General features: G+C 57.2%; 14 protein-coding genes and 1 rRNA gene. 11 read left to right on the forward strand and 4 right to left on the reverse strand.

Going from position 1 to position 22,260, the window contains the following annotated elements:
• Positions 1-72, reverse strand: a 16S ribosomal RNA gene (locus MWR57_RS00480); the annotation flags it as partial.
• A gap of 386 nt (positions 73-458) precedes the next feature.
• On the opposite strand from MWR57_RS00480, the gene amrS reads away from it, so the two are divergent.
• From amrS to MWR57_RS00520, 8 genes are all read left to right on the forward strand, one after another.
• Entirely contained in the window at positions 459-1,475 is a 1,017-nt protein-coding gene (amrS, locus tag MWR57_RS00485) for an AmmeMemoRadiSam system radical SAM enzyme (protein WP_423122817.1), read from the forward strand.
• A 227-nt stretch (positions 1,476-1,702) separates the two neighbouring features.
• Complete coding sequence (locus MWR57_RS00490; RefSeq protein ID WP_423122836.1) at positions 1,703-2,956, forward strand: 3-deoxy-D-manno-octulosonic acid transferase; 1,254 nt, start codon at positions 1,703-1,705, stop codon at positions 2,954-2,956.
• Positions 2,957-2,972: 16 nt separating this feature from the next.
• Positions 2,973-4,085, forward strand: a complete 1,113-nt coding sequence (carA, locus tag MWR57_RS00495) for a glutamine-hydrolyzing carbamoyl-phosphate synthase small subunit (protein WP_423122818.1) — start codon at positions 2,973-2,975, stop codon at positions 4,083-4,085.
• A gap of 94 nt (positions 4,086-4,179) precedes the next feature.
• Positions 4,180-7,395 (forward strand): carbamoyl-phosphate synthase large subunit, encoded by a 3,216-nt coding sequence (carB, locus tag MWR57_RS00500; protein ID WP_423122819.1) that lies wholly within the window; start codon positions 4,180-4,182, stop codon positions 7,393-7,395.
• A 190-nt stretch (positions 7,396-7,585) separates the two neighbouring features.
• The gene (gene ftsH, locus MWR57_RS00505; RefSeq protein WP_423122820.1) at positions 7,586-9,415 is read left to right on the forward strand and encodes an ATP-dependent zinc metalloprotease FtsH; all 1,830 of its coding nucleotides are present in this window, start codon (positions 7,586-7,588) and stop codon (positions 9,413-9,415) included.
• A 99-nt stretch (positions 9,416-9,514) separates the two neighbouring features.
• Complete coding sequence (gene folP / locus MWR57_RS00510) at positions 9,515-10,354, forward strand: dihydropteroate synthase (RefSeq protein WP_423122821.1); 840 nt, start codon at positions 9,515-9,517, stop codon at positions 10,352-10,354.
• Between the two features lie 133 nt (positions 10,355-10,487).
• Positions 10,488-12,485: a class I adenylate cyclase gene (locus MWR57_RS00515; protein ID WP_423122822.1), complete on the forward strand. Its 1,998-nt coding sequence runs from the start codon at positions 10,488-10,490 to the stop codon at positions 12,483-12,485.
• A gap of 25 nt (positions 12,486-12,510) precedes the next feature.
• A complete protein-coding gene (locus tag MWR57_RS00520) occupies positions 12,511-12,792 on the forward strand; it encodes a thioredoxin family protein (protein WP_423122823.1) in 282 nt (93 codons plus the stop codon).
• On the opposite strand, the gene MWR57_RS00525 is transcribed toward MWR57_RS00520, so the two are convergent.
• Both MWR57_RS00525 and MWR57_RS00530 read right to left on the reverse strand, forming a co-directional pair.
• Complete coding sequence (locus tag MWR57_RS00525; RefSeq protein ID WP_423122824.1) at positions 12,786-13,544, reverse strand: ABC transporter permease; 759 nt, start codon at positions 13,542-13,544, stop codon at positions 12,786-12,788. The two genes, MWR57_RS00520 and MWR57_RS00525, sit on opposite strands and share 7 nt — an antisense overlap.
• A gap of 103 nt (positions 13,545-13,647) precedes the next feature.
• A complete protein-coding gene (locus MWR57_RS00530) occupies positions 13,648-14,715 on the reverse strand; it encodes an ATP-binding cassette domain-containing protein (RefSeq protein ID WP_423122825.1) in 1,068 nt (355 codons plus the stop codon).
• A gap of 142 nt (positions 14,716-14,857) precedes the next feature.
• Here MWR57_RS00530 and epsC point away from each other — a divergent pair, with 142 nt between their 5' ends.
• The 3 genes from epsC to MWR57_RS00545 all read left to right on the forward strand — a co-directional run bounded on the left by epsC (position 14,858) and on the right by MWR57_RS00545 (position 21,139).
• Positions 14,858-15,844 (forward strand): serine O-acetyltransferase EpsC, encoded by a 987-nt coding sequence (epsC, locus tag MWR57_RS00535; protein WP_423122826.1) that lies wholly within the window; start codon positions 14,858-14,860, stop codon positions 15,842-15,844.
• A 288-nt stretch (positions 15,845-16,132) separates the two neighbouring features.
• Positions 16,133-19,678 carry a pyruvate:ferredoxin (flavodoxin) oxidoreductase gene (gene nifJ / locus MWR57_RS00540; protein WP_423122827.1) on the forward strand — a complete coding sequence of 1,182 codons (3,546 nt, stop codon included), beginning with the start codon at positions 16,133-16,135 and terminating at the stop codon, positions 19,676-19,678.
• A gap of 225 nt (positions 19,679-19,903) precedes the next feature.
• Positions 19,904-21,139 (forward strand): LL-diaminopimelate aminotransferase, encoded by a 1,236-nt coding sequence (locus tag MWR57_RS00545; RefSeq protein WP_423122828.1) that lies wholly within the window; start codon positions 19,904-19,906, stop codon positions 21,137-21,139.
• 93 nt (positions 21,140-21,232) lie between these two features.
• Here MWR57_RS00545 and MWR57_RS00550 read toward each other — a convergent pair whose 3' ends face one another.
• Positions 21,233-22,228, reverse strand: coding sequence for a GlxA family transcriptional regulator (locus MWR57_RS00550; protein ID WP_423122829.1), 996 nt, complete (start codon positions 22,226-22,228; stop codon positions 21,233-21,235).
• Positions 22,229-22,260: the final 32 nt, after the last annotated feature.

Genomic DNA, 22,260 nt, shown 5'->3' on the forward strand with positions numbered 1-22,260 from the left:
TTCTCGTTCGACTTGCATGTGTTAAGCACGCCGCCAGCGTTCAATCTGAGCCAGGATCAAACTCTCCAGTTAAATATCTTAACAAGTCTTAAAGACCCGTTATTCTTCAACAGAGATTCTGATCTCTTTAATGCAATAAAACTCCCGAAGCTTAAAGCTCCGGTTTCTTGGGGCCCATCTTTTACTTTGCTCACTATTCAGTTTTCAATGATCGCTGCGCCAAGGTGGCTGACCCGAAGTCAGTCTTGGCCTCCGTCGTTGCGGAGAGCGGCAAATTAGTCGATCCGGCCCCCCACGTCAACCCTATTTTTTACTTTTTATTCGCTACGCACTAAAAAGCACGGTAATCCATTGAAATAAATTGGATATTTTCTTATTGACCACTCTCCATGGTTTGTGAATTAATACTATTATATATACGTCTCGCACATACTGGCCCATTGCCTTGGAGGGTGACCATGCACGAAGCGCTCTTTTACAAACAAGCCCCCGACACCCCCGGGCAGGTCCGCTGCCTGCTCTGCCATCACCACTGCCTGATCGGCGAAGGAGGCCGCGGGATCTGCAAGGTCCGGGAAAATCAGGGCGGGATCCTTTACAGCCTCAACTACGGCCGCCTGATCAGTGAAAACATCGACCCCGTCGAAAAAAAACCCATCTTTCACCTGCTGCCCGGCTCCCTCTCCTATTCCATTGCCACGGTGGGCTGCAACTTCCACTGCAAACACTGCCAGAATTACGAGATCTCCCAGTATCCCTCCCTCCATGGCGGAGAGATTCCCGGCGCCCTGCGCACCCCGGCGGAAGTGGTGGCAGCGGCGCAGCGGGCCGGCTGCCAGTCCATCAGCTATACCTACGTGGAGCCCACCATCTTCTACGAATTCGCCCTCGATACCGCCAAGCTGGCGCAGGAAGCAGGACTCAAGAACATCTTTGTCAGCAACGGCTACACCGGCCCGGAAGCCACCCGGGAACTGGCTCCGTATCTTGATGCCAACAACATCGATCTCAAGGCTTTCACCGACACCTTCTACAAGGAGGTGTGCGGCGCCAGGCTGCAGCCGGTCCTGGATACGATCCGGCTCATGCAGGAGCTGGGGGTTTGGGTGGAGGTCACCACCCTGGTGATTCCGGGTTGGAACGATTCGGACGAAGAGCTGCGGGAAATCGCCCGCTTTATCACAGACATTTCCGCGGATATCCCCTGGCATGTCACCCGCTTCTGGCCCACCTACAAAATGACCGACCGCCCCCCCACCCCGCACCACACCCTGGTCCGTGCCAGGGAGATCGGTCTGGCCGAAGGGTTGCGCTATGTCTATGTCGGCAATATCCCCGGCGACACCGGCGAAAACACCCTCTGCCCGAACTGCGGAAAGCTGATCATCGAACGGTCCGGCTTTGCGGTAAAACAGCAGCAGATGACCAAAGGAAAATGCAACCACTGCCAAGGAACCATCGCCGGCATTTTTTAACCAGGCCTTTTGGCAGGCAAGGACAACCCTCCCACGATTCCACAGCGTCCCGGCCCCGTAATTCTTATTGACGAAAAAGCCCCAATCAGTTTTAATACTTTGATTTTTACCTGAGGTCTGCAACCGGCATATTTTCTCGCACAGAAAGGGCCCATTACTCCTTGCTATATACTCTGTATCAACTCTTCGGCTGGCTCTTTTTCATTGTCATTTTCCCCTTTGCCTGTGTGTTTCTGGGTTTTTCGGGCAAACATCGCCAAGGTTTGAGGCAACGCCTCGGCCATGTGGAAGATGTGCAACTTGACGAAGAGAAACCCGTTCGCATCTGGCTGCACGCGGCCTCTGTCGGCGAGATCCAGGTTGCCAAGGTGCTGATCGCCGAAATCAAAAGACAGTTGCCCGAGGCGTCCATCATTGTCTCCACCGGAAATCGGCACGGCCTTGCCGTGGCAGCCCAAGTGCTGCCCGAGGATGTGCCCTGTTTTTTCGCCCCGCTTGACCTCATCGGCATTGTCAACCGGACCTTGGAAACAATCCGGCCTACTATATATGTCTGCCTGGAAACCGAACTCTGGCCGAACATCATCCGGCAGGCGCAACACCACGGAGCCAAGCTGTTTCTCCTGAACGGCCGCCTCTCGAAAAATTCGTTTGCCGGGTACAGAAAGATAAAAAGCTTCATGCATGATCTGCTTTCCTGTTTCACCAAGATTTCCGTTATCCAGGGTGATGACGCCAAGCGCTTTAGAGCCTTGGGCGCGGACCCTGCCAGCATACGGATCCTGGGCAATGCAAAATACGATCAGGCCATCATGCAGGCAGAGCCGAACATGGCTGGCCGTTACCGGCAGATGCTGAATGTTCATCCGCAGCAACCGGTGCTGGTTACCGGCAGCACCCACACCGGCGAGGAGGCGATGCTGATCGAAGTGTTTCGCTCCCTGCAGCAGCGCCTCCCCGACCTGGTCTGGGTGATCGCCCCCCGGCATCTGCGGCGTCTCACCGAGATCGAAAAGCTCTTTGCCGACCAGGGGATCGCCACCATGCGGTTGCGTCAGGTTCAGGAGCAAGGCCGCAGCACGGATGTGGTGCTGGTCGACACCATGGGTGAGCTGGCAGGCCTCTATTCTGTGGCCACCTATGTTTTCTGCGGCGGCAGCCTGGTGGATCGCGGCGGCCACAATGTGCTCGAGGCCGCGGCCTGGGGAACCCCGGTCTTTTACGGCCCCCACATGGCGGATTTTTCCGATGCCAAGGCATTGCTTGAAGCGGAAAACGCCGGGTTCTGCGTAAAAAACCCTCGGGAACTCACCCGCCTGCTGCTCTACTTTATTGAAAAGCCTGAAGAATATGCCGTGGCGGGGCGAGGCGCCCTCAAGGTCGCGGGCAGACAACAGGGTTCGGCCCAAAAGCAGGTGGCGCTCATTAAAGAGGATCTGCATTCCGTGACGCATTCATCGTGCGCACATTCGACAACTTAGAGGTTAGGAAATTTCTATGAAAGCACTTATCGCCCTTGAAGACGGCACTATTTTTGAAGGAAGATCCTTCACCGGCTCCGGAGAGACCAGCGGCGAAATCGTATTCAACACCGGGATGAGCGGTTATCAGGAGTTGCTCACCGATCCGTCCTACAAGGGCCAGATCGTCACCATGACCTACCCGCTCATCGGCAACTACGGCGTCAATCCCGAGGACATGGAATCGGACCGGGTGCAGGTCGAGGCGTTCCTCATCAAGGAATACAATGCCATCCCCAGCAACTTCCGCGCAACCGGCACGCTGGCCGATTTCCTCAAGAAGGATAACATCCTCGGGGTCGAGGGCATCGACACCCGGGCACTGACCCGTCACATCCGTAATGCCGGGGCCTTGAAAGGCATTGTCTCCACCGAGGATCTCGATCCCAAATCCCTGATCCAAAAGGCCAAGAACTCCCCCGGCCTTGTCGGCCGCGATCTGGTCCGGGAAGTGACCTGCGCCGAGCCCTATGGCTGGAAGGACAACCAACCTGCCCCGGGCAGCAATTTCAGCACGGCCGCGCCCGGCAAATACAAGGTTGTCGCCTATGATTTCGGCCTGAAATACAATCAGCTCAGACTCCTGGCCGAGCGGAACTGCTCCGTGCAGGTGGTCCCCTGCACCGCCACCGCCGACGAAATCCTGGCCATGAAGCCGGACGGGGTTTTTCTTTCCAATGGCCCCGGCGATCCCGCCGGCATTCCGGGGATTGTCGATAATATCCGGGCGCTTTTCGGCAAAACGCCCATCTTCGGCATCTGCCTGGGCAATCAGCTTCTCGGCCTTGCTTACGGCGGCACCACCTACAAGCTCAAATTCGGCCACCGCGGCGTCAACCAGCCGGTCAAGGATCTCCTCACCGGCAAGATTGAAATAACCTCGCAAAATCACGGCTTCTGCGTTGATTCAACCACCCTGAACCCGGATGATATTGAGCTGACCCATATCAACCTCAACGACAAAAGCGTCGAAGGCATGCGCCACCGGAAATATCCGATATTCTCCGTGCAGTACCATCCGGAAAACGCCCCTGGCCCGCATGACTCGCTCTATCTTTTTGACAGATTCATCGACATGATGCAGCCGTAGCCGCAGGCACAACCCCGGTAAACAACAAACGACCATTCGCCGTTGCCACAACGGCCCCCTAAATTGACATAACCACTAGCAGGTAAGAAATCCGATGCCTAAAAGAACCGACATTAAAAAGATTCTGATTATCGGCTCCGGCCCCATCATCATCAGCCAAGCCTGCGAGTTCGACTATTCCGGCACCCAGGCGGTGAAGGCCTTGAAAGAGGAAGGCTACGAAGTCATTCTCATCAATTCCAATCCCGCCACCATCATGACCGATCCCGAGATCGCGGACCGGACCTATATCGAGCCCATCACCCCGGAGATGGTCGCCAAGATCATCGAACGGGAGCGCCCGGACGCGCTGCTGCCCACCCTGGGCGGCCAGACCGCTCTCAACACCGCCATCAAGGTCGCCGAACTGGGCGTGCTGGACAAATACGGCGTGGAACTGCTCGGGGCCAATATCGCGGTGATCAAAAAAGCCGAAGGGAGAGACTCCTTCCGGGACGCCATGCGCAAGATCGGCCTCAAGGTGCCGGAAAGCGCCATCATCCACACCATTGAAGAGGCCAAGGCGGCCAGCGAGCAGATCGGCTTTCCCATCATTGTCCGTCCCAGCTTTACCTTAGGCGGCACCGGCGGCGGCATCGCCTACAACTCCCAGGAGCTCGACGAATTCTGCAAGGCCGGCCTCGACCTGAGCATGAACTCCGAGGTTATGCTGGAACGGAGCCTGCTCGGTTGGAAGGAGTATGAGCTTGAGGTGATGCGCGACAAGGCAGACAACGTGGTGATCATCTGCTCCATTGAAAACGTTGACGCCATGGGCGTGCACACCGGAGACTCCATCACCGTGGCCCCGGCCCAGACCCTCACCGACCGCGAATACCAGGAGATGCGCAATGCCGCCATCGCCATCATGCGGGAGATCGGCGTGGAAACCGGCGGCTCCAACGTCCAGTTTGCCGTCAATCCCAAGGACGGCGAACTGATGATCATCGAGATGAACCCCCGAGTATCGCGGAGCTCGGCCCTGGCCTCCAAGGCCACCGGCTTCCCCATCGCCAAGATCGCGGCCAAGCTGGCCGTGGGCTACACCCTGGACGAAATCCCCAATGACATCACCCGGGAAACCATGGCGGCCTTTGAGCCCACCATCGATTACTGCGTGGTCAAGATCCCCCGCTTCACCTTTGAGAAATTCCCCGAGGCCGACGATTTTCTGACCACGGCCATGAAGTCGGTGGGCGAGACCATGGCCTTTGGCCGCACCTTTAAAGAAGCCTTCCAGAAGGGGATGCGCTCCCTGGAAATCGGGGTGAGCGGCTTTGGCGCGGACCCCAAATTCAACCTGGAGTCCATGGACCAGCAGGATCTTGAAAACGGGTTGCGCAAGCCGAACTCCAAACGGTTTTTCCAGGTGTTCGAGGCCTTGCGCCGGGGCATGAGCGTTGAAAGAATCTACGAGATATCCTTCATCGACCCCTGGTTTCTGCACAACTTCAAGCAGATTGTCGAGATGGAGTCCCGCATCCGGGAGATGGGCTTCAACGGGTTGGACCACGATTTTCTGCAGGAGGTCAAGCAGTTCGGCTACTCCGACCGCCAGATCGCCTTCCTTACCGGCACCTCGGAAGAGGATGTCTGGGAGTTGCGGGAAAAGCTTGCGGTGCAGCCGGTGTACAAGCTGGTCGACACCTGCGCCGCCGAGTTCGAGGCGTACACGCCCTACTATTATTCCACCTACGAGGTGGAAAACGAGGCCCGCGAAAGCACGGGGCGCAAGGTTATGATCCTGGGCGGCGGCCCCAACCGGATCGGCCAGGGCATCGAATTCGATTACTGCTGCGTCCATGCCGCCTTTGCCCTCAAGGAAATGGGCATCGAGTCCATCATGGTCAACTCCAACCCGGAAACCGTCTCCACCGATTACGACACCTCGGACAAGCTGTACTTCGAGCCGCTGACCCGGGAAGACGTGCTCCATATCATCAAGACGGAGAAGCCCGACGGGGTCATCGTTCAGTTCGGCGGCCAGACCCCCCTGAATCTGGCCGTGCCCCTGGCCAAGGCCGGGGTGCCCATCCTCGGCACCTCTCCGGATTCCATCGACCGGGCGGAAGACCGCAAGCGGTTCCAGCAGTTTTTGCACAAATTGAACCTGTTGCAGCCGGAGAACGGCACGGCCCAGACCGCGGATGAAGCTCTGGTTATCGCCACCAAGATCGGCTACCCGGTGGTGGTCCGCCCCTCATACGTCCTGGGCGGCCGCGCCATGCGCATCGTCTATAACGAAAAAGACCTGGCCGCCTATATGAATTCGGCCATCGACGTCTCGCCCGACCGCCCCATCCTGATCGACAAATTTCTTAAAGACGCGGTGGAGATCGATGTAGATGCCATCTCCGATGGAGAAAACACCATCATCGGCGGAATCATGCAGCACATTGAGGAAGCGGGCATCCATTCCGGCGACTCCGCCTGCGTGCTGCCGCCGCATTCCATCTCCAAAGAGATGATCGAGACCATCAAGAGCGCGACCCGGGCCATGGCCGCCGAGCTCAAGGTCAAGGGGCTCATGAACATCCAGTTTGCGGTCAAGGCGAATGTGCTCTACATCCTCGAAGTCAACCCCCGCGCCTCGCGGACCGTCCCCTTTGTCAGCAAGGCGACCGGCGTTCCCCTTGCCAAGCTGGCCACCAAGGTGATGATGGGCAAGACCTTGCCGGAATTGGGCCTCACCGAAGAGGTCGTGGTTGCGCACTATGCGGTCAAGGAAGCGGTTTTCCCCTTTGATCGTTTTGACAACGTGGACACCCTGCTGGGTCCGGAGATGAAATCCACCGGCGAGGTCATGGGCATGGATGTCTGCCTCGGCCTGGCCTTTGCCAAGTCGCAGCTTGCCGCGGGCCAGAAGATCCCCACCGAGGGCAACGTTCTTTTGAGCATGCGGCACAGCGACAAACCCGCCATCGTGCCCGTTGCCAAAAAGATCATCGCCCTGGGCTTCAATATCCTCGCCACCCGCGGCACCGCCAAGATTTTGGCGGAAAACGGGGTTGCCTGCACCAGCGTCCACAAGATTTCCGAGGGCAGGCCGCACATCCTCGACAAAATCCAGGACAAGCAGATCCAGTGGATCGTCAACACCTCGCTGGGCACCAGAACCACGGAAGACGCCTACACCATCCGGAGGGCGGCCTTGAACTACCACCTGCCCTACACCACCACCATTGCTGGAGCGGAATCCATGGTCAAGGCCATCGGCACCATGCAGCAGGAGTCCATAGAGGCCAAATCGGTGCAGGAATATTTCGAATAATCCGCACGCCGCGCAAAAAAAGAGTGGTTCGTCGCAGCCCCTCCCCTGGACTTTCTCCTGCGTCTGACTTATGGTGAGACGATAACAGGCTCCGCGCGGCTCCATGGCCAGATCATGCGGCTGAACACACAATACCTGACACGTTTCGCAGGAGTCTCCTGCGATTTGCACCCAATGAGGGAGGTTCTGCTTGAATAGCTTTTATAAAAACTTGTCCATGTGGCTGGTAATCGGCCTCACCATGATTCTGCTGTTCAACCTGTTCAACAAACCACAGACCTCCGTGGTGGAAATGAGCTACAGCGATTTCCTGACCAGCGTTGAATCCGGCCAGATTTCCTCGGTGGACATCCAGGGAGATGAAGTTACCGGCAAGGGCAGCAACGGCAAGGATTTCAAGGTCATCACCCCTCCCGCCGACTCGGAGCTCATTCCCCACCTGCGCAAAGCCAAGGTCAATATCCTGGTCAAACAGAAGGAAGAATCGCCCTGGTACGTCACCGTCCTGATCTCCTGGTTCCCCATGCTTCTCCTCATCGGCGTCTGGATTTTCTTCATGCGCCAGATGCAGGGCGGCGGCGGCAAGGCCATGAGCTTCGGCAAAAGCCGGGCCCGCCTCTTGGACAAGGACCAGACCAAGGTCACCTTTGCCGATGTCGCTGGCATTGAAGAGGCCAAGGAAGAGCTTTCCGAGATCATCGATTTTCTGAAAGATCCCAAAAAATTCACCCGGTTGGGCGGCCGCATCCCCAAGGGCGTTTTGCTCGCCGGCGCACCGGGCACCGGCAAAACCCTGCTGGCCAAGGCCGTTGCCGGCGAGGCCGAGGTGCCCTTCTTTTCCATCAGCGGCTCCGATTTTGTCGAGATGTTTGTGGGTGTTGGTGCAAGCCGGGTGCGGGATCTCTTCATCCAGGGCAAGAAAAACGCGCCCTGCATCATCTTCATCGACGAGATCGACGCGGTGGGCCGCCACCGTGGCGCAGGATTGGGCGGCGGCCACGACGAGCGGGAACAGACCTTAAACCAGTTGCTGGTCGAGATGGACGGCTTTGAATCCAACGAAGGGGTCATCATCATCTCCGCCACCAACCGTCCCGACGTGCTTGACCCTGCCCTGCTGAGGCCCGGCCGCTTCGATCGCCAGGTGGTGGTGCCGGTGCCGGACGTGAAGGGACGGGAAAAAATTCTCGAAGTCCACGGCCAGAAAAAGGCTATCTCGGAAGATATCAACTGGGAGGTCATCGCCCGCGGCACCCCCGGTTTTTCCGGGGCCGACCTGGAAAACATGGTGAACGAAGCCGCGCTGCTTGCAGCCCGGGCCGATGCGGATAAAATCACCATGGTCCACATGGAGCAGGCCAAGGACAAGGTAATGATGGGGGCCGAACGCCGCAGCATGATCATCACCGAAAAGGAAAAAGAGATCACCGCCTACCACGAGGCAGGACACGCCCTGGTGGCCATGCTCCTGCCCGGCACCGATCCCATCCACAAGGTGACCATCATCCCCCGGGGCCGCGCCCTTGGCCTTACCCAGCAACTGCCGGTGGATGAAAAACATACCTACGCCAGATCCTTTCTCCAAAACAATCTCTGCATCCTGCTCAGCGGCAGGGTGGCGGAGGAGCTGATCTTCGGCGAAATCACCACGGGCAGCGGCAATGACATCGAACGCTGCACCCAGTTGGCCCGGAAAATGGTCTGCGAATGGGGCATGAGCGAAGAGATGGGGCCCCTGTCTTACGGCAAAAAGGAAGAACAGATCTTCCTGGGCCGGGAAATCGCCCAGCACCGTGACTACAGCGAATCAACCGCCGTCCGGATCGACGACGAGGTCAAGGGCATTGTCCTGAAGGCCAACGAAAAGGTCCACCAACTGCTTTCGGAAAACATTGCGGTATTGCGAGCCATTGCCCAGGCGCTCCTTGAAAAGGAAACCCTCGGCCTTGAAGATATCGAGGCACTCATGGGACGTGACAGCAAAACGGCAGCCCCGGCGGAGACTCCAGCGGAGCAATAAACCCGCCGGACAACCGATGCTTCTGCTTGCAGCTTCCAGCACCTTGAGCCCTTTGGCGGTCCACCCGCCCAAAGGGCTCACCCTTTTACAGGACACCCCTTGCAGATAAAAACCAAAAACGCACCCATCGCCTTTGGCCTCCGTCCGCTGGTCATGGGCATCCTCAACGTCACCCCGGATTCTTTTTCCGATGGCGGCCGCTTTACCCAGGCAGAAGCCCTCTCCTCCCAGGTCAGAACCATGCTGGAGAGCGGGGCTGATCTCATTGATGTCGGCGGCGAATCAACCCGCCCCTATGCGGAAGCCGTATCGGAACACGAGGAGCTGCGCCGGGTTCTTCCCGCCATTGCCTGCATCCGCGAACTGCATCGCAGCATCCCGATTTCCATTGATACGACCAAGGCGGAAGTTGCACGCCAGGCCCTGACGGCAGGGGCGGATATTATCAATGATGTGAGCGGCCTGCGCTTCGATCCGGAAATGGTCCGGGTCGCCATTGACCTTGAGGCGCCGGTCATCCTCATGCATATGCGCAAAACTCCCAAAGACATGCAGGACGAACCGGTGTACGATGATGTTGTCGGGGAGATCATGGATTTTCTGGCTGAGCGCATATCCTGGGCAACACAACAGGGGCTTGACCGGGAGCAGATTATTGTTGACCCCGGACTGGGGTTCGGCAAAACTGTAGAGCATAACCTGACAATTCTCAAACATTTGCAGGCGTTTAAAAAGCTGGCATGCCCGCTGCTCGTCGGACATTCCCGCAAGAGTTTCATCGGCAGGCTGCTTGGCCTGGAAACCCAGGACCGGGATCTCGCCACGGCGCTGATTTCTTCCTACTGCGCCGCGCAGGGAGCGAATATCCTGCGCGTGCATGACGTACGCAAAACAGTGCAGGCGGTTCGCCTGCATGAGGCAATAAGCCAAGCGACCTAAGACGTCGCAGCCCTCGCTCTGTAACACAACAAGGCCATCCGCCGGATGACCCAAACGAGACACAGCACACCAAGACACTGGCCAGGAATACAGAGATCCTCTCTTGCAGCCCTTACAAGGAAACGACCGCCCCATGGAGACCAAACCGGAAACCGCCGCGAGCTCCTTCCAACAAAAGGTAACTCGCTACCTCCAATACAATGAGGAACGGAAAGCCAAGGCGATGCTTTTCAACACGCACCAGGGCAATCTCCTGCTCAAGGTTCTTCCTTATTTGCTCCACAGCAACTATCCTGACCTCCCCGGGTTTATCGATGACGCGAACTGCCCCTACGGCATTCACCTCTTCAACCCGGCGGAAGAATTTCCCCACGAACTTTTTCGCCGTTATTTCCCCAATTCTTCCGCCATGCGGACGGACAGGCCTTCCCCCTTTACCGATAAACCCTGCATCCATTCCCTGAAAACCATCGGCAGCATCGGCACCATCGCCCAATCGGCGATTTCCGACTGCGATTATTGGGTCAGCATCCGCAAGGGAGATCTCGGCGAACAAGGGTTGCGGCTTTTGCAGGATAAGTGCAGGGCCATCGAAGAATGGGCCCAGAAACGGGGCTCGGAAGTCCACTTCTTTCTCATGGACATCGACCAGACCCGGGAAAACAACTTCGACGCCGAGACAGACGAGGAATCCGCAGGCTCCTCCATCAAGCTCCTGCTCAAGGATGAGCTTTTCCGAACCCATATTCTGGTGGCCGGAAAAATGCTCCTCTGGTGGTTCATTCCGCCGGGCCTTACTGAAGGCGAATACCGGACCTTTGTCCAGAATCTCGTCTCACGCAACAAGATCCGCGCCAACGATTTTGTCGATCTCGGCTATCTCTCCGACATCCCCAAGGCGGAAATCTTCGGAGCCTGCCTCTGGCAGATGAACAAGGCGCTGGACAGCCCGTTCAAGTCGGTGATCAAATTTGCCTATCTCGAACTGCTCCTGCGCGGGGAGACGACAACCCTCCCACTCTTCTCGGATCGGGTAAAATGCCTGGTGACCTATCCGGAAAAACTGGCTGGGACCGAACAGGGCGCCATGGAGCTGGCCGAGATTGACCCGTACATCCTGCTGGCCCGTGACATAATTGCCTTTTACACCCAGGAGAAATCCGAACAGAAGCGGGCTTCCCTGATCCAGGAATGCATGTTTCTCAAAACCCTTGAAGGATTTGAATCACAAAAAAACACCAAGTTCGGCCAGACCAGCCACCTGAAGGCAACCATGGACATGATGCAGGCCTGGCACCTTCTCCCGGAAAATTTCAGCCATTTCCTGCGATTCCGCAACTGGAAGTACAAGGAACTCATCGCCTTTGGCGCCAAGGTCCACGATTATCTCATCGAAACCTACAAAAGGCTGCGCTGGATCTTTAAAAGTTTCGGGGCGGACACCGGCCTGACCATTACCGAGCGGGACATCTCCATCCTGGGCCGCAAGCTCTTCACCTTTTATGAGCAAAAAGCCGACAAGATCGACTATATTCGCAGTGTTTCCCGCGATCTCATGGCGCAAGAGCATATCACCATCCATATCACCAAATACGAGGGGGTTTTTTACTACTATGCCTTTCAGGGGCAGCTCGACCACGAAACGGTAAAAAGCAATGTGGATTCGGTGATCAAGCGGGAAGACAATCTGGTTCGGCTCATTGTCTGGCTCTTGGTCAACGGCATTCTTGCCGCCAAAACCCAGCTCCATCTGACAAAGAATTTTCTGCCCATCGACCTGGTGGATATCCAGAAGCTCACCGAACTGCTGATAAAGACCTTTCCCATTATCCACTTTTCCCGCATCTCCCCGGCAAACCTTCTCAAGCGCGAAAAGGTGCTCCGGGCGCTGGCCATCGTCAATTTTGAAAAGGAACCGGTCAAGGGCTCGAAAACGCTGAAATCGACCATGGTTACGGAAAACAGCTACGGCGAATATTTCATCCAGGAGTACACCACGCCAATCCAGCTCAAGAACGCGATGCGCATCCTGCTCACTCAGCATTATGTAAGCCGCTGGAACAACAACCTGGAGGTTTTCATCCCGGCCCAGGATGAACAGAGCTATCTCAAAACCCTCATCGAACGCTGACCGCCACGAACCGTCGGCAAAAACCATGAAGATAGAATTCTACCGCACCGTTCTCTGTCCACGCTGCCTGTATGTAAGCCGCATCCTGAAAAAGATCGTTGCCGACGCACCGCGCCTTGAGCTTGAAACCATCGAGGTCGCCACCAACCTCAGCCGGACCCGCCAGGCCGGCATCACAACCGTGCCCACGATCAGGATCGGCAACCATGCCCTCACCGGTCTCATCCTCACCCCGCAGAAAATCCGGAGTTTTATCGAACAACATCTATCGGATGATGCTTCCGGACAGACCCGCTCCGGTTATTGAATCAAACGCCGCCTCAAGAGATACCCGGCCAGCCACACCGCACAGCCGGTGGCCAGAAGAGAGCCGACAATTTTCATGAGGATCGGCTCGCCGAAGCGTCCGTAGCAGAGGATGCGGGACAGGCTGACGATGGGGGTGAGAGGCAGAATTTCCAGAATCCTCCTCACCGGCGGGGCCATGGTCTGCACCGGAAAGAAGATCCCGGAGAAGAGGAAGAGCGGAGTGATGACCAGCGAGGTGAAGTAGTTGAAGAAATCGTAATTCTTCGCCAACGAGGTCATGATCAGGCCGCAGGCGGAAAAGAACATGCCGGAGACAAACAGCACCGGCAGCAGGGCAACGACCCACGGAGAAGGAACCACGCCGAAAAGAGGCAGGGCCGCAAGCATGATGATCCCGGCCAGCAGCCCCTTGCTCGCCCCCCAGACAATCTCCCCCAGGATCAAATCAACAACCCCGAGGGGGGTCATCAGAATGGCCTCGTAGGTCTTCTGCACGGTGAGCCGGGTATAGGAACCATAGGTTGTTTCAAGGGCGGCGCTGTACATCACCGCCGAGGCCACCAACCCCGGAGCGATGAACTGCAGGTAGGGCAAGCCCTCCACTTCCGCCATATCCCGGCCGAGGCCATAGCCCATGGCCAGGAGAAACAGCAGGGGCTGACCCAGATTGCCGATCAGGGTGGCCAGAATGTTCTTTTTCCAAACCCGCCCGTTGCGCAGCCAGATTGCCCAGAAAGAAAATCCGTTCATGTTTGTCGAAATTGTAGCAAACCACAATTACGACGGAATCGCGTTATGGCTTGCTTGCTGATTGTTACGGACCTGTGGCTTCTTTCCCTTTTTAGACGATTATTCATGTTTCCCTCAACGACCTGCCGGTGAGTTGAATAAAAAGATCCTCCAGATTGGCCGGCCGCCGAAGCCAGTTGCGTGCTTCACCCAGCACCTTCACCAGCCGGGAACAATCCTCCCGGGCATAGACATACAGCTTGTCTCCCACCCTTTCCAGGGTGGCATGGCACTGCGTAAACGATGCCTCCAGCGCATCAAGCTCGGCCGGAGTTCCATCCACCTCGAAAACCTCCACCCCGACCATATCCGTGATGAGCTGCTGCGGCTCGCCCTGGACCACAACCTGACCATGGTCCAGGATCAGCACCTGCTGGCTCAAACGGGAAACCTCCTCGAGATAATGGCTGGTCAGGAGCATGGTGGTTCCCTGGGCCTGGAGGATGGCGAGACGCTCCCATATCAGATACCGGGCCTGGGGATCAAGGCCGATGGTGGGCTCGTCGAGGATAAGCAACTGGGGTTCGTTGATCAGGGCCCGGGCCAAAAGCAGCCGCCGCCGCTGGCCCCCGGAAAGATGCTCGATGATCTCGTCCCGCCGGTTGTGCAGGGCAAAAAAATGCAGCAACTCTTCAACCCGCGCCCGGGCAAGACGGCGCGGGATCCGGAAATACCCGGCATAGGTGCGCAGGTTTTCTTCCACGCTCAGGTCCGGGTCAAGGCTGTCCGCCTGGGGAACCACCCCGATGCGGGCCTTGATCTCCCGGTGGAAGCGCGGCGCTTCCAGATCAAAGATCCGAATCTCGCCCGCGCTTTTTTCCACCAGACCGAGGAGCATGTTGATGCAGGTGGTTTTCCCTGCTCCGTTAGGGCCAAGAAAGCCAACGCACTGGCCCCGCCCAATGGCAAAGGAGATATTGTCCACCACGAGCCGTTCGCCAAACCGCTTGGTGAGGCCGGTCACGGAAACGACGGCCTGGCCGTTTGAGTCGTCTGAAATGGATATTTGGGAAGGCGCCTGGATCATGAAGCCACTATACCCCATGCCCGGTCCTTGCCGCCACCATTCCCTGCCCCGTTTTAGCAGTACCAGACCTCCTCTTGTCCATTCCACAGAATCGGCCTGCCGCATGAACATCCCCATTCCTTCCCAAAAACACCAGATAATCTCAGGGAATTCTTGAGGGAAAAACAAATCGTTGTTAGTATTCCACTCATCATTCCGCTGCTTGATTCTGTTCCTGTTTTTTACACAAAAAACCGGAGGACACACCGTGCCCCAGACAAAAAATATCCCCCTTGCCCAGAATGAAGCCTGCCCCAAGGAGCACCCCACCTCCTCCGACTTCCGGAGCAGGCTCCCGCACATAGTTGATCAAGTAGTGGACACCTGCTACAACAACGCCTGCTTTGAGCATGTCGAGGCGGAACCCCTGCCCAGCCGCCAGCATGTGATCGACATCCTGGAGTCCTGCCGCGACATCCTCTTTCCCGGGTACTTTCGCAATCAGGGCATCGACCGGGTCAGCCTCAAATACCAGTTGGGGTTGGAAATCTCCGGTCTCTATGAAAAGCTGACCCGGGAAATCACCAACGCCATCCGGCATGAGTGTCTGCGCCACGACACAAGCTGCCAGCACTGCGAAGACGCGGGCAAGGAGAACGCATTCTCCTTCATCAACGCCTTGCCTGCCCTGCGGGCAATTCTGGCCACGGACGTGCGCGCCGCCTATGAAGGCGATCCTGCCGCCGGCAGTTTTGATGAAATCATCTTCAGCTATCCCGGCATTTACGCCATCATGGTCTACCGGGTTGCCCACGAACTCTATACCCTCGGAGTTCCCATTCTGCCTCGCATCATGAGCGAGCACGCCCATACCATTACCGGCATCGACATCCACCCCGGCGCCGCCATCGGCGCTTCGTTTTTCATCGACCACGGCACCGGCGTGGTTATCGGACAAACCAGTACCATCGGCCAGCGGGTCAAGCTCTATCAAGGCGTGACCCTGGGCGCTCTCTCCTTCAAACGTGACGATTCCGGAGCCCTTGACCGGCAGAGCAAACGCCATCCAACCATTGAAGACGATGTCACGGTCTATGCAGGCAGCACCATTCTTGGCGGCGACACCATCATCGGCGCCAGATCGGTTATCGGCGGCAATACCTGGCTCACCCAGTCCGTGCCGCCCGACACTAAGGTCCTGCTCAAATCCCAGGAACTGATCATGAAAAGCACGCAAAACCAGCCGGTAAAATAAAGCTGAGTTGAGCAGCTCGCCTGCTCAAACGAAACTTATGCCCTTTGGGTGAAAAAACTGGATATTCTTGAAAACTTCGTTTAAATTACACAGTTCAGCAAGAATGGCACTTGACTGGCTGCTTTTAACTCCTCGTATTTATACGTAAAGAGCTATCCGCAGTCTGGCTTTTCTCCTGCCGAGACAAGATATTATTTTGACCGCGCCCACCCTGCCCCGCGCACAACGGATGCGGTCCTGTACAGTTTACCCATTATCAACCCAATCAGAATGGAAGGAGATGAGTCTATGTCCCGGAAAATGGTCACCATTGATGGTAATCAGGCATGTACCCATGTGGCCTACGCCACCAGCGAGATCATCACGATCTACCCCATCACCCCCTCTACTCCCATGGCGGCGGAATCCGACACCAAGGCAGCCTCCAAGCAGGAGAACATCTGGGGCTCCATTCCGGTTGTGACCCAGATGCAATCCGAAGGCGGCGTGGCCGGCGCCCTGCACGGCAGCCTGACCACCGGCGCGCTCTGCACCACCTTCACCGCCTCCCAGGGGCTCTTCCTGATGATCCCCAACATGTACAAACTGGCCGGTGAATTGACCCCGACTGTTTTCCATATCACCGCCCGTTCCGTTGCCTGCCAGGGCTTGTCCATATTCGGCGACCACGGCGACGTCATGGCCGCACGGCAGACCGGCTGGGCCATGCTCTGCTCCCAGAACGTCCAGGAATGCCAGGACATGGCGCTGATCTCCACCCAGGCCGCCCTGCAAAGCCGCATTCCCTTCATGCACTTCTTCGACGGCTTCCGGACCTCCCACGAGATCCAGAAGATCGAACAGCTCACCTTCGACGACATGCGCAAGATGATCGACGAGGATCTCATCCTCGCCCACCGCGAACGCGGCCTTTCTCCGGACCGGCCCATGATGCGCGGCACCGCCCAGAACCCCGACGTTTACTTCACCGGCCGCGAAACAGTGAACAAATTCTACAACGTCACCCCGGGTATCGTCCAAAAGACCATGGACAAATTCGCCAAGCTCACCGGCCGCAAATACCATCTTTTTGATTACTACGGCGCCCCGGATGCCGAGGATGTCGTCATCATGATGGGTTCCGGCGCCGAGACCGTTGCCGCCACCATCGAACATCTGGCCAAGAAAGGCAAAAAAGTCGGCCTGGTCATCGTCCGGTTGTTCCGCCCCTTCGACTCAGCAGCCCTGGTCAAGGCATTGCCCAAGAAGGTCAAGCGCATCACCGTGCTCGACCGCACCAAGGAGCCGGGTTCCGCCGGCGAGCCCCTGTATCTTGACATCCGCGCCGCGGTTGGCGAAGCAGTTGAGGCAGGCACCCTCAAAAAATCCCCGATCATCCTGGGCGGCCGTTACGGCCTTGGCTCCGCCGAGTTCACCCCGGCCATGGTCAAGGCGGTATTCGACAACATGGCGGCCAAGAAGGCGAAGAGCCATTTCTGCGTCGGCCCGGACGACGATGTCGCCCGCACCAGCCTCAAGTACAACCCCTCCTTCAACATCGAAGGCAAGGATGTCACCCGCGCCATGTTCTACGGCTTGGGCGCGGACGGCACCGTGGGCGCCAACAAGAACACCATCAAGATCATCGGCACCGAGACCCCGAACAACGCCCAAGGCTATTTTGTTTACGACTCCAAGAAGTCCGGTTCCATCACCACCAGCCATCTGCGTTTCGGCAAGAACAAGATCGTTGCCCCGTACCTCATCAACAAGGCGAACTTCGTGGCCTGCCACAACTTCACCTTCCTGGACAAGTACGATATGGTCGGCAACCTGGAAACCGGCGGCACCTTCCTGCTCACCACCACCTTCAGCAAGGATCAGGTCTGGAAGCAGCTTCCCTCCTCGGTCCAGAAGGATTTGATGGAGAAAAAGGCCAAATTCTACATCATCGACGCCATCACCCTGGCCGAGGCCATCGGCCTGGGCGCCAGGATCAACATGATCATGCAGACCGCCTTCTTCCTGCTCTCCGGCATCCTCACCAAGGCCGAAGCCATCAAGGCCATCAAGGACGCAATCAAGAAGACCTACGGCAAGAAGGGCGACAAGGTCGTCAACATGAACTACGCCGCGGTTGATACCGCGGTGAACAACATCGTCGAGGTCAAGATTCCCAAGACCGCCGGCGGGCATGCGAAGCCGCCGGTTGTTCCCGCCGACGCCCCGGCCTTTGTCAAGGAAGTCACCGCCAAAATGATCGAAGGCAAGGGCGACCAGGTCAAGGTCTCCCAGATGCCTTGCGACGGCACCTGGCCCACCGGCACCACGCAGTATGAAAAGCGCAACATCGCGGTGCATGTGCCCGAGTGGATTCCGACCAACTGCATCCAGTGCGGCCGTTGCTCCCTGGTCTGCCCCCATGCCGCCATCCGCATGAAGATCGTCAAGGACTCCGACCTCAAGAAACAGCCCAAGAGCATGAAGAGTGCCGATGCGGTCGGCGGCCAGTTCAAGGGGAGCAAAACCATCATTCAGGTTTTCACCGAAGACTGCTGCGGCTGCACCCTCTGCGTCGATGCCTGCCCGGCCAAGGAAAAAGCCCTGAAGATGATCGAGAACAACGAGGCGGTCCGCACCCAGGAAATCCCCAATGTGAAGTACTTCCTGAGTCTGCCCGAAGTCGCATACAAGGAGATCGATCCCTCCACCGTCAAGGGCAGCCAGTTGCTCCGGCCCATGTTCGAGTTCTCCGGCGCTTGCGCGGGTTGCGGCGAAACGCCCTACATCAAGCTTGCCACCCAGATGTTCGGCGACCGGATGCTGATCGCCAACGCCACGGGCTGTTCCTCGATCTACGGCGGCAATCTGCCCACCACCCCTTACTGCAAGCGGGCTGATGGCCGCGGACCAGCCTGGGCCAACTCCCTGTTCGAGGACAACGCCGAATTCGGCCTTGGCATGCGCAACACCGCGAACAAATTCGCGGCCCAAGCCGCAGAGCTGCTGGAAAAGGCGGTTGCGGAAAAGCTCATCACCAAGAAAATGGCCGGCGAGATCACCAACGCCCCCCAGAAAACCCAGGACGAGATCGAAGCCCAGCGCGGCCGGATTGCCAAGCTGAAAGAGGCGCTCACCGGCAACAAATCGGTTATCGCCAAACGGCTTCTGCCCGTGGCGGACTATCTGGTTAAAAAATCCGTCTGGATCTTCGGCGGCGACGGCTGGGCCTATGACATCGGTTACGGCGGCCTGGATCACGTGCTGGCCTCCGGCGAGAACGTCAACGTCCTGATCATGGATACCGAGGTGTACTCCAACACCGGCGGCCAGATGTCCAAGTCCACTCCGCGCGCAGCCACAGCCCAGTTTGCTGCCGGCGGCAAGAAGATGCCCAAAAAGGACATCGGCATGATCTTCTCCACTTACGGCAACGTCTATGTGGCCAAGATCGCCCTGGGCGCCAACCCGAGCCAGGTGGTCAAGGCCTTTGCCGAGGCAGAGGCATACGACGGCCCCTCCTTGATCATTGCCTATGCGCATTGCATCAACCACGGCATCAACATGGCCAAGGGCTTTGACCAGCAGCGGAAAGCGGTAAATTGCGGGCACTGGCCCCTGTACCGCTATAACCCCGAGCTGGAGGAGCAAGGCAAGAACCCCTTGACCATCGACAGCAAGGCGCCGTCCATTCCCTTTGCGGAATACGCCTTGAACGAGAACCGTTACCGTGCCCTGAAGATGATGAATCCGGAACACGCGGATGAGTTGATGGCCTTGAGCCAGAAGGACGTGGAAAAATCCTGGAAGTTCCTGGAAGGCCGCGCCAATGCTCTGGAGCCGGCAAAGAAGTAAAACATGGCTTGACCAAGTCCTGTTTGGGAATCCTGCCTTGCCTTGCAAGGCAGGATTTTTTTGTAACTAGTTAGCAGTGCCGCAGATGCTAGGAAGAGGTCTGCGAAGTGTGCTATTGCACATGAGCAGGCCGATGACAACGCAGATGTGGTGCTGCTAACTAGTTACATTCCGTAATTTTCGTTCCATTACGGAAGAGTTAAGCTTTTTTATGCAGGAGGAAACATGACCTTAATAAACGAAAACTATCTCAAACTCAAAGCTGGCTACCTCTTCCCGGAAATCGGCCGCCGGGTAAAAGCCTTTACCGACGCCCATCCCGAGGCCAAGGTTATCCGCCTGGGCATCGGCGACGTCACCCAGCCCCTTGCCCCGGCAATCATCAAGGCCTTCCACGAGGGGGTTGAGGATCTGGCCCGGGGGGAATCCTTTCACGGCTATGGCCCGGAGCAGGGATACGACTGGCTGAGCAAGATCATCATTGAAAAATCATACCAGCCGCTGGGCGTGGAGCTCTTGCCCTCGGAAGTCTTCATCTCCGACGGTTCCAAATGCGACAGCGCCAATATCCTTGACATCTTTGCCCTGGCAAACACAGTCGCCATCTGCGACCCGGTGTATCCGGTGTATAACGACACCAATGTCATGATCGGCCGGACCGGCGAGGCGGACGAAAAGGGCTATTACGAAGGGCTGGTCTATCTGCCCTGCACCGAGGCAAACAACTTTACCCCGGCCATCCCCAAGGAAAAAGTTGACATCATCTATCTCTGCTACCCCAACAACCCCACCGGCATGGTGGCCACCAGGGCAGAGCTGAAGGCGTGGGTAGACTATGCCAATGCCCAGGGCTCGATCATCTTTTTTGACGCAGCCTACGAGGCTTACATCACCGAGCCGGGCATACCCCATTCCATCTACGAAATCGAGGGGGCGAAAACCTGCGCCATCGAATTCCGCTCCTTTTCCAAAACCGCTGGCTTTACCGGGGTCCGCTGCGGCCTGACCGTGGTGCCGGAACAACTCACGGCCACGACAACGAGCGGCGAAAAGATCGCCTTGAACCGGTTGTGGAACCGAAGGCAGTGCACCAAGTTCAACGGCGTCTCTTACCCGGTGCAGCGGGCGGCAGCCGCGGTATACTCCGACGAGGGTTGGGCCCAGGTACAAGAAACCATCTCTTTTTACATGGAAAACGCCCGCCTGATCCGGGAAGGGCTCTCCTCCGCCGGCATCACTTGCTACGGCGGGGTCAATGCACCCTATATCTGGCTCAAAACACCGGAAGGCATGAAGAGTTGGGATTTCTTCGACAAGCTGCTCAACGAGTGCCATGTGGTTGGGACGCCGGGCAGCGGTTTTGGCCCCAGCGGCGAGGGGTATTTCCGGCTCTCGGCCTTTGGCTCGCGAGAAAATGTGCAGGAGGCAATACGGAGAATTCAACAGAAATGGGGCAGATAAGATTCCATTGAGCATACACATAACAAGGCGTCGTCTTGACGCCTTGTTATGCCGGACAACCGAGGGGATGGCCCTTTCCGGAAAGCGCGCCGCTCACGTATCGAGCATATCCACCACCCGCTGAAACTTGCCGCGATACTCGGTGGGATTCAGGCCGGTATGCTTTCTAAAAACACGCCTGAAAAAGCTGCTGTCCTCGTAGCCCACCTTGTAACTGATCTCTTCAAAGGTTTCTCTGCCCGACTCCAAAATCTTTTTGGCCTCCTCCACCCGCACCCGCTGCAGGTAACACAGCGGCGTATCGCCGGTGGCCGCCTTAAAGCGCCGCTCCATGGTACGCCGGCCCATGCCGTTGCGCCCTGCCAACATTTCAATGTCGATCTCATCAGAAAACTGCTCTTCAAGAAAATGCTGGCAACGCAAGACGGCATCATCCTTGTGGTTGCGCTGAAAACGAAAGGGCGTGTAAGGCGACTGGGAACATCTCCCCATATCATGCGCCAGGGCTTTGCTGCATTCAACCGCCACTTGATGACCGCAGTACTTCTCCACCAGATATATGGCAAGGTCAATGCAACTGCTGAAGGACCCCGAACAAAAAATATCACCGGCATCGGTTATGAGCTTTTCCGGCTTGAGAATCACCTCAGGATAGAGCTGGCGAAACTCTTCCGCCAACGCCCAATGGGTTGTGGCCTCCTTGCCGTTGAGCAGGCGAGTCAGAGCAAGGACAAAGGAGCCGGTACATATACTGGCCAGGTGGGCACCCTGCTCATAGTGGCCAATCAGCCAGGGAATCACCGTGTCACCGAGTCTGACCAAGGAATTTTCGATATGGAACACCGCCGGGATAATGATAAGATCTGTCTGCCTGATATCCCGGATAGAGGCATGCGGCTGTAACGGCAGGTTATTATTACAGATAATCTGTTTTCCAGAGATGGTCGCAATCTCCACCTCAAAGAATGGGAAAACGCTCTGGCCAAAGATACGATTCCATAACACTCCGGCATTGGTAAACACATCCATGGGGCCGGTAATCGTTGTCGCCGAGGCGCCATCCAAGGCCAAGATAGTAACCTTCTTCATACCCCCTCCCCTCCCAGTCTGCGATTGTCGTT

This window comes from Hydrosulfovibrio ferrireducens (assembly GCF_046883345.1).
GTDB classification, from domain to species: domain Bacteria; phylum Desulfobacterota; class Desulfobulbia; order Desulfobulbales; family Desulfurivibrionaceae; genus Thiovibrio; species Thiovibrio ferrireducens.

Excerpts from the sequence above, each read along its gene's own strand:
- MWR57_RS00525 (WP_423122824.1), bottom strand. The coding sequence starts at position 13,544 with ATGAACGGATTTTCTTTCTGGGCAATCTGGCTGCGCAACGGGCGGGTT.
- carA (WP_423122818.1), top strand. The coding sequence starts at position 2,973 with ATGAAAGCACTTATCGCCCTTGAAGACGGCACTATTTTTGAAGGAAGA.
- MWR57_RS00550 (WP_423122829.1), bottom strand. The coding sequence starts at position 22,228 with ATGAAGAAGGTTACTATCTTGGCCTTGGATGGCGCCTCGGCGACAACG.
- MWR57_RS00545 (WP_423122828.1), top strand. The coding sequence starts at position 19,904 with ATGACCTTAATAAACGAAAACTATCTCAAACTCAAAGCTGGCTACCTC.
- amrS (WP_423122817.1), top strand. The coding sequence starts at position 459 with ATGCACGAAGCGCTCTTTTACAAACAAGCCCCCGACACCCCCGGGCAG.
- MWR57_RS00515 (WP_423122822.1), top strand. The coding sequence starts at position 10,488 with ATGGAGACCAAACCGGAAACCGCCGCGAGCTCCTTCCAACAAAAGGTA.
- MWR57_RS00520 (WP_423122823.1), top strand. The coding sequence starts at position 12,511 with ATGAAGATAGAATTCTACCGCACCGTTCTCTGTCCACGCTGCCTGTAT.
- MWR57_RS00530 (WP_423122825.1), bottom strand. The coding sequence starts at position 14,715 with ATGCGGCAGGCCGATTCTGTGGAATGGACAAGAGGAGGTCTGGTACTG.
- nifJ (WP_423122827.1), top strand. The coding sequence starts at position 16,133 with ATGTCCCGGAAAATGGTCACCATTGATGGTAATCAGGCATGTACCCAT.
- carB (WP_423122819.1), top strand. The coding sequence starts at position 4,180 with ATGCCTAAAAGAACCGACATTAAAAAGATTCTGATTATCGGCTCCGGC.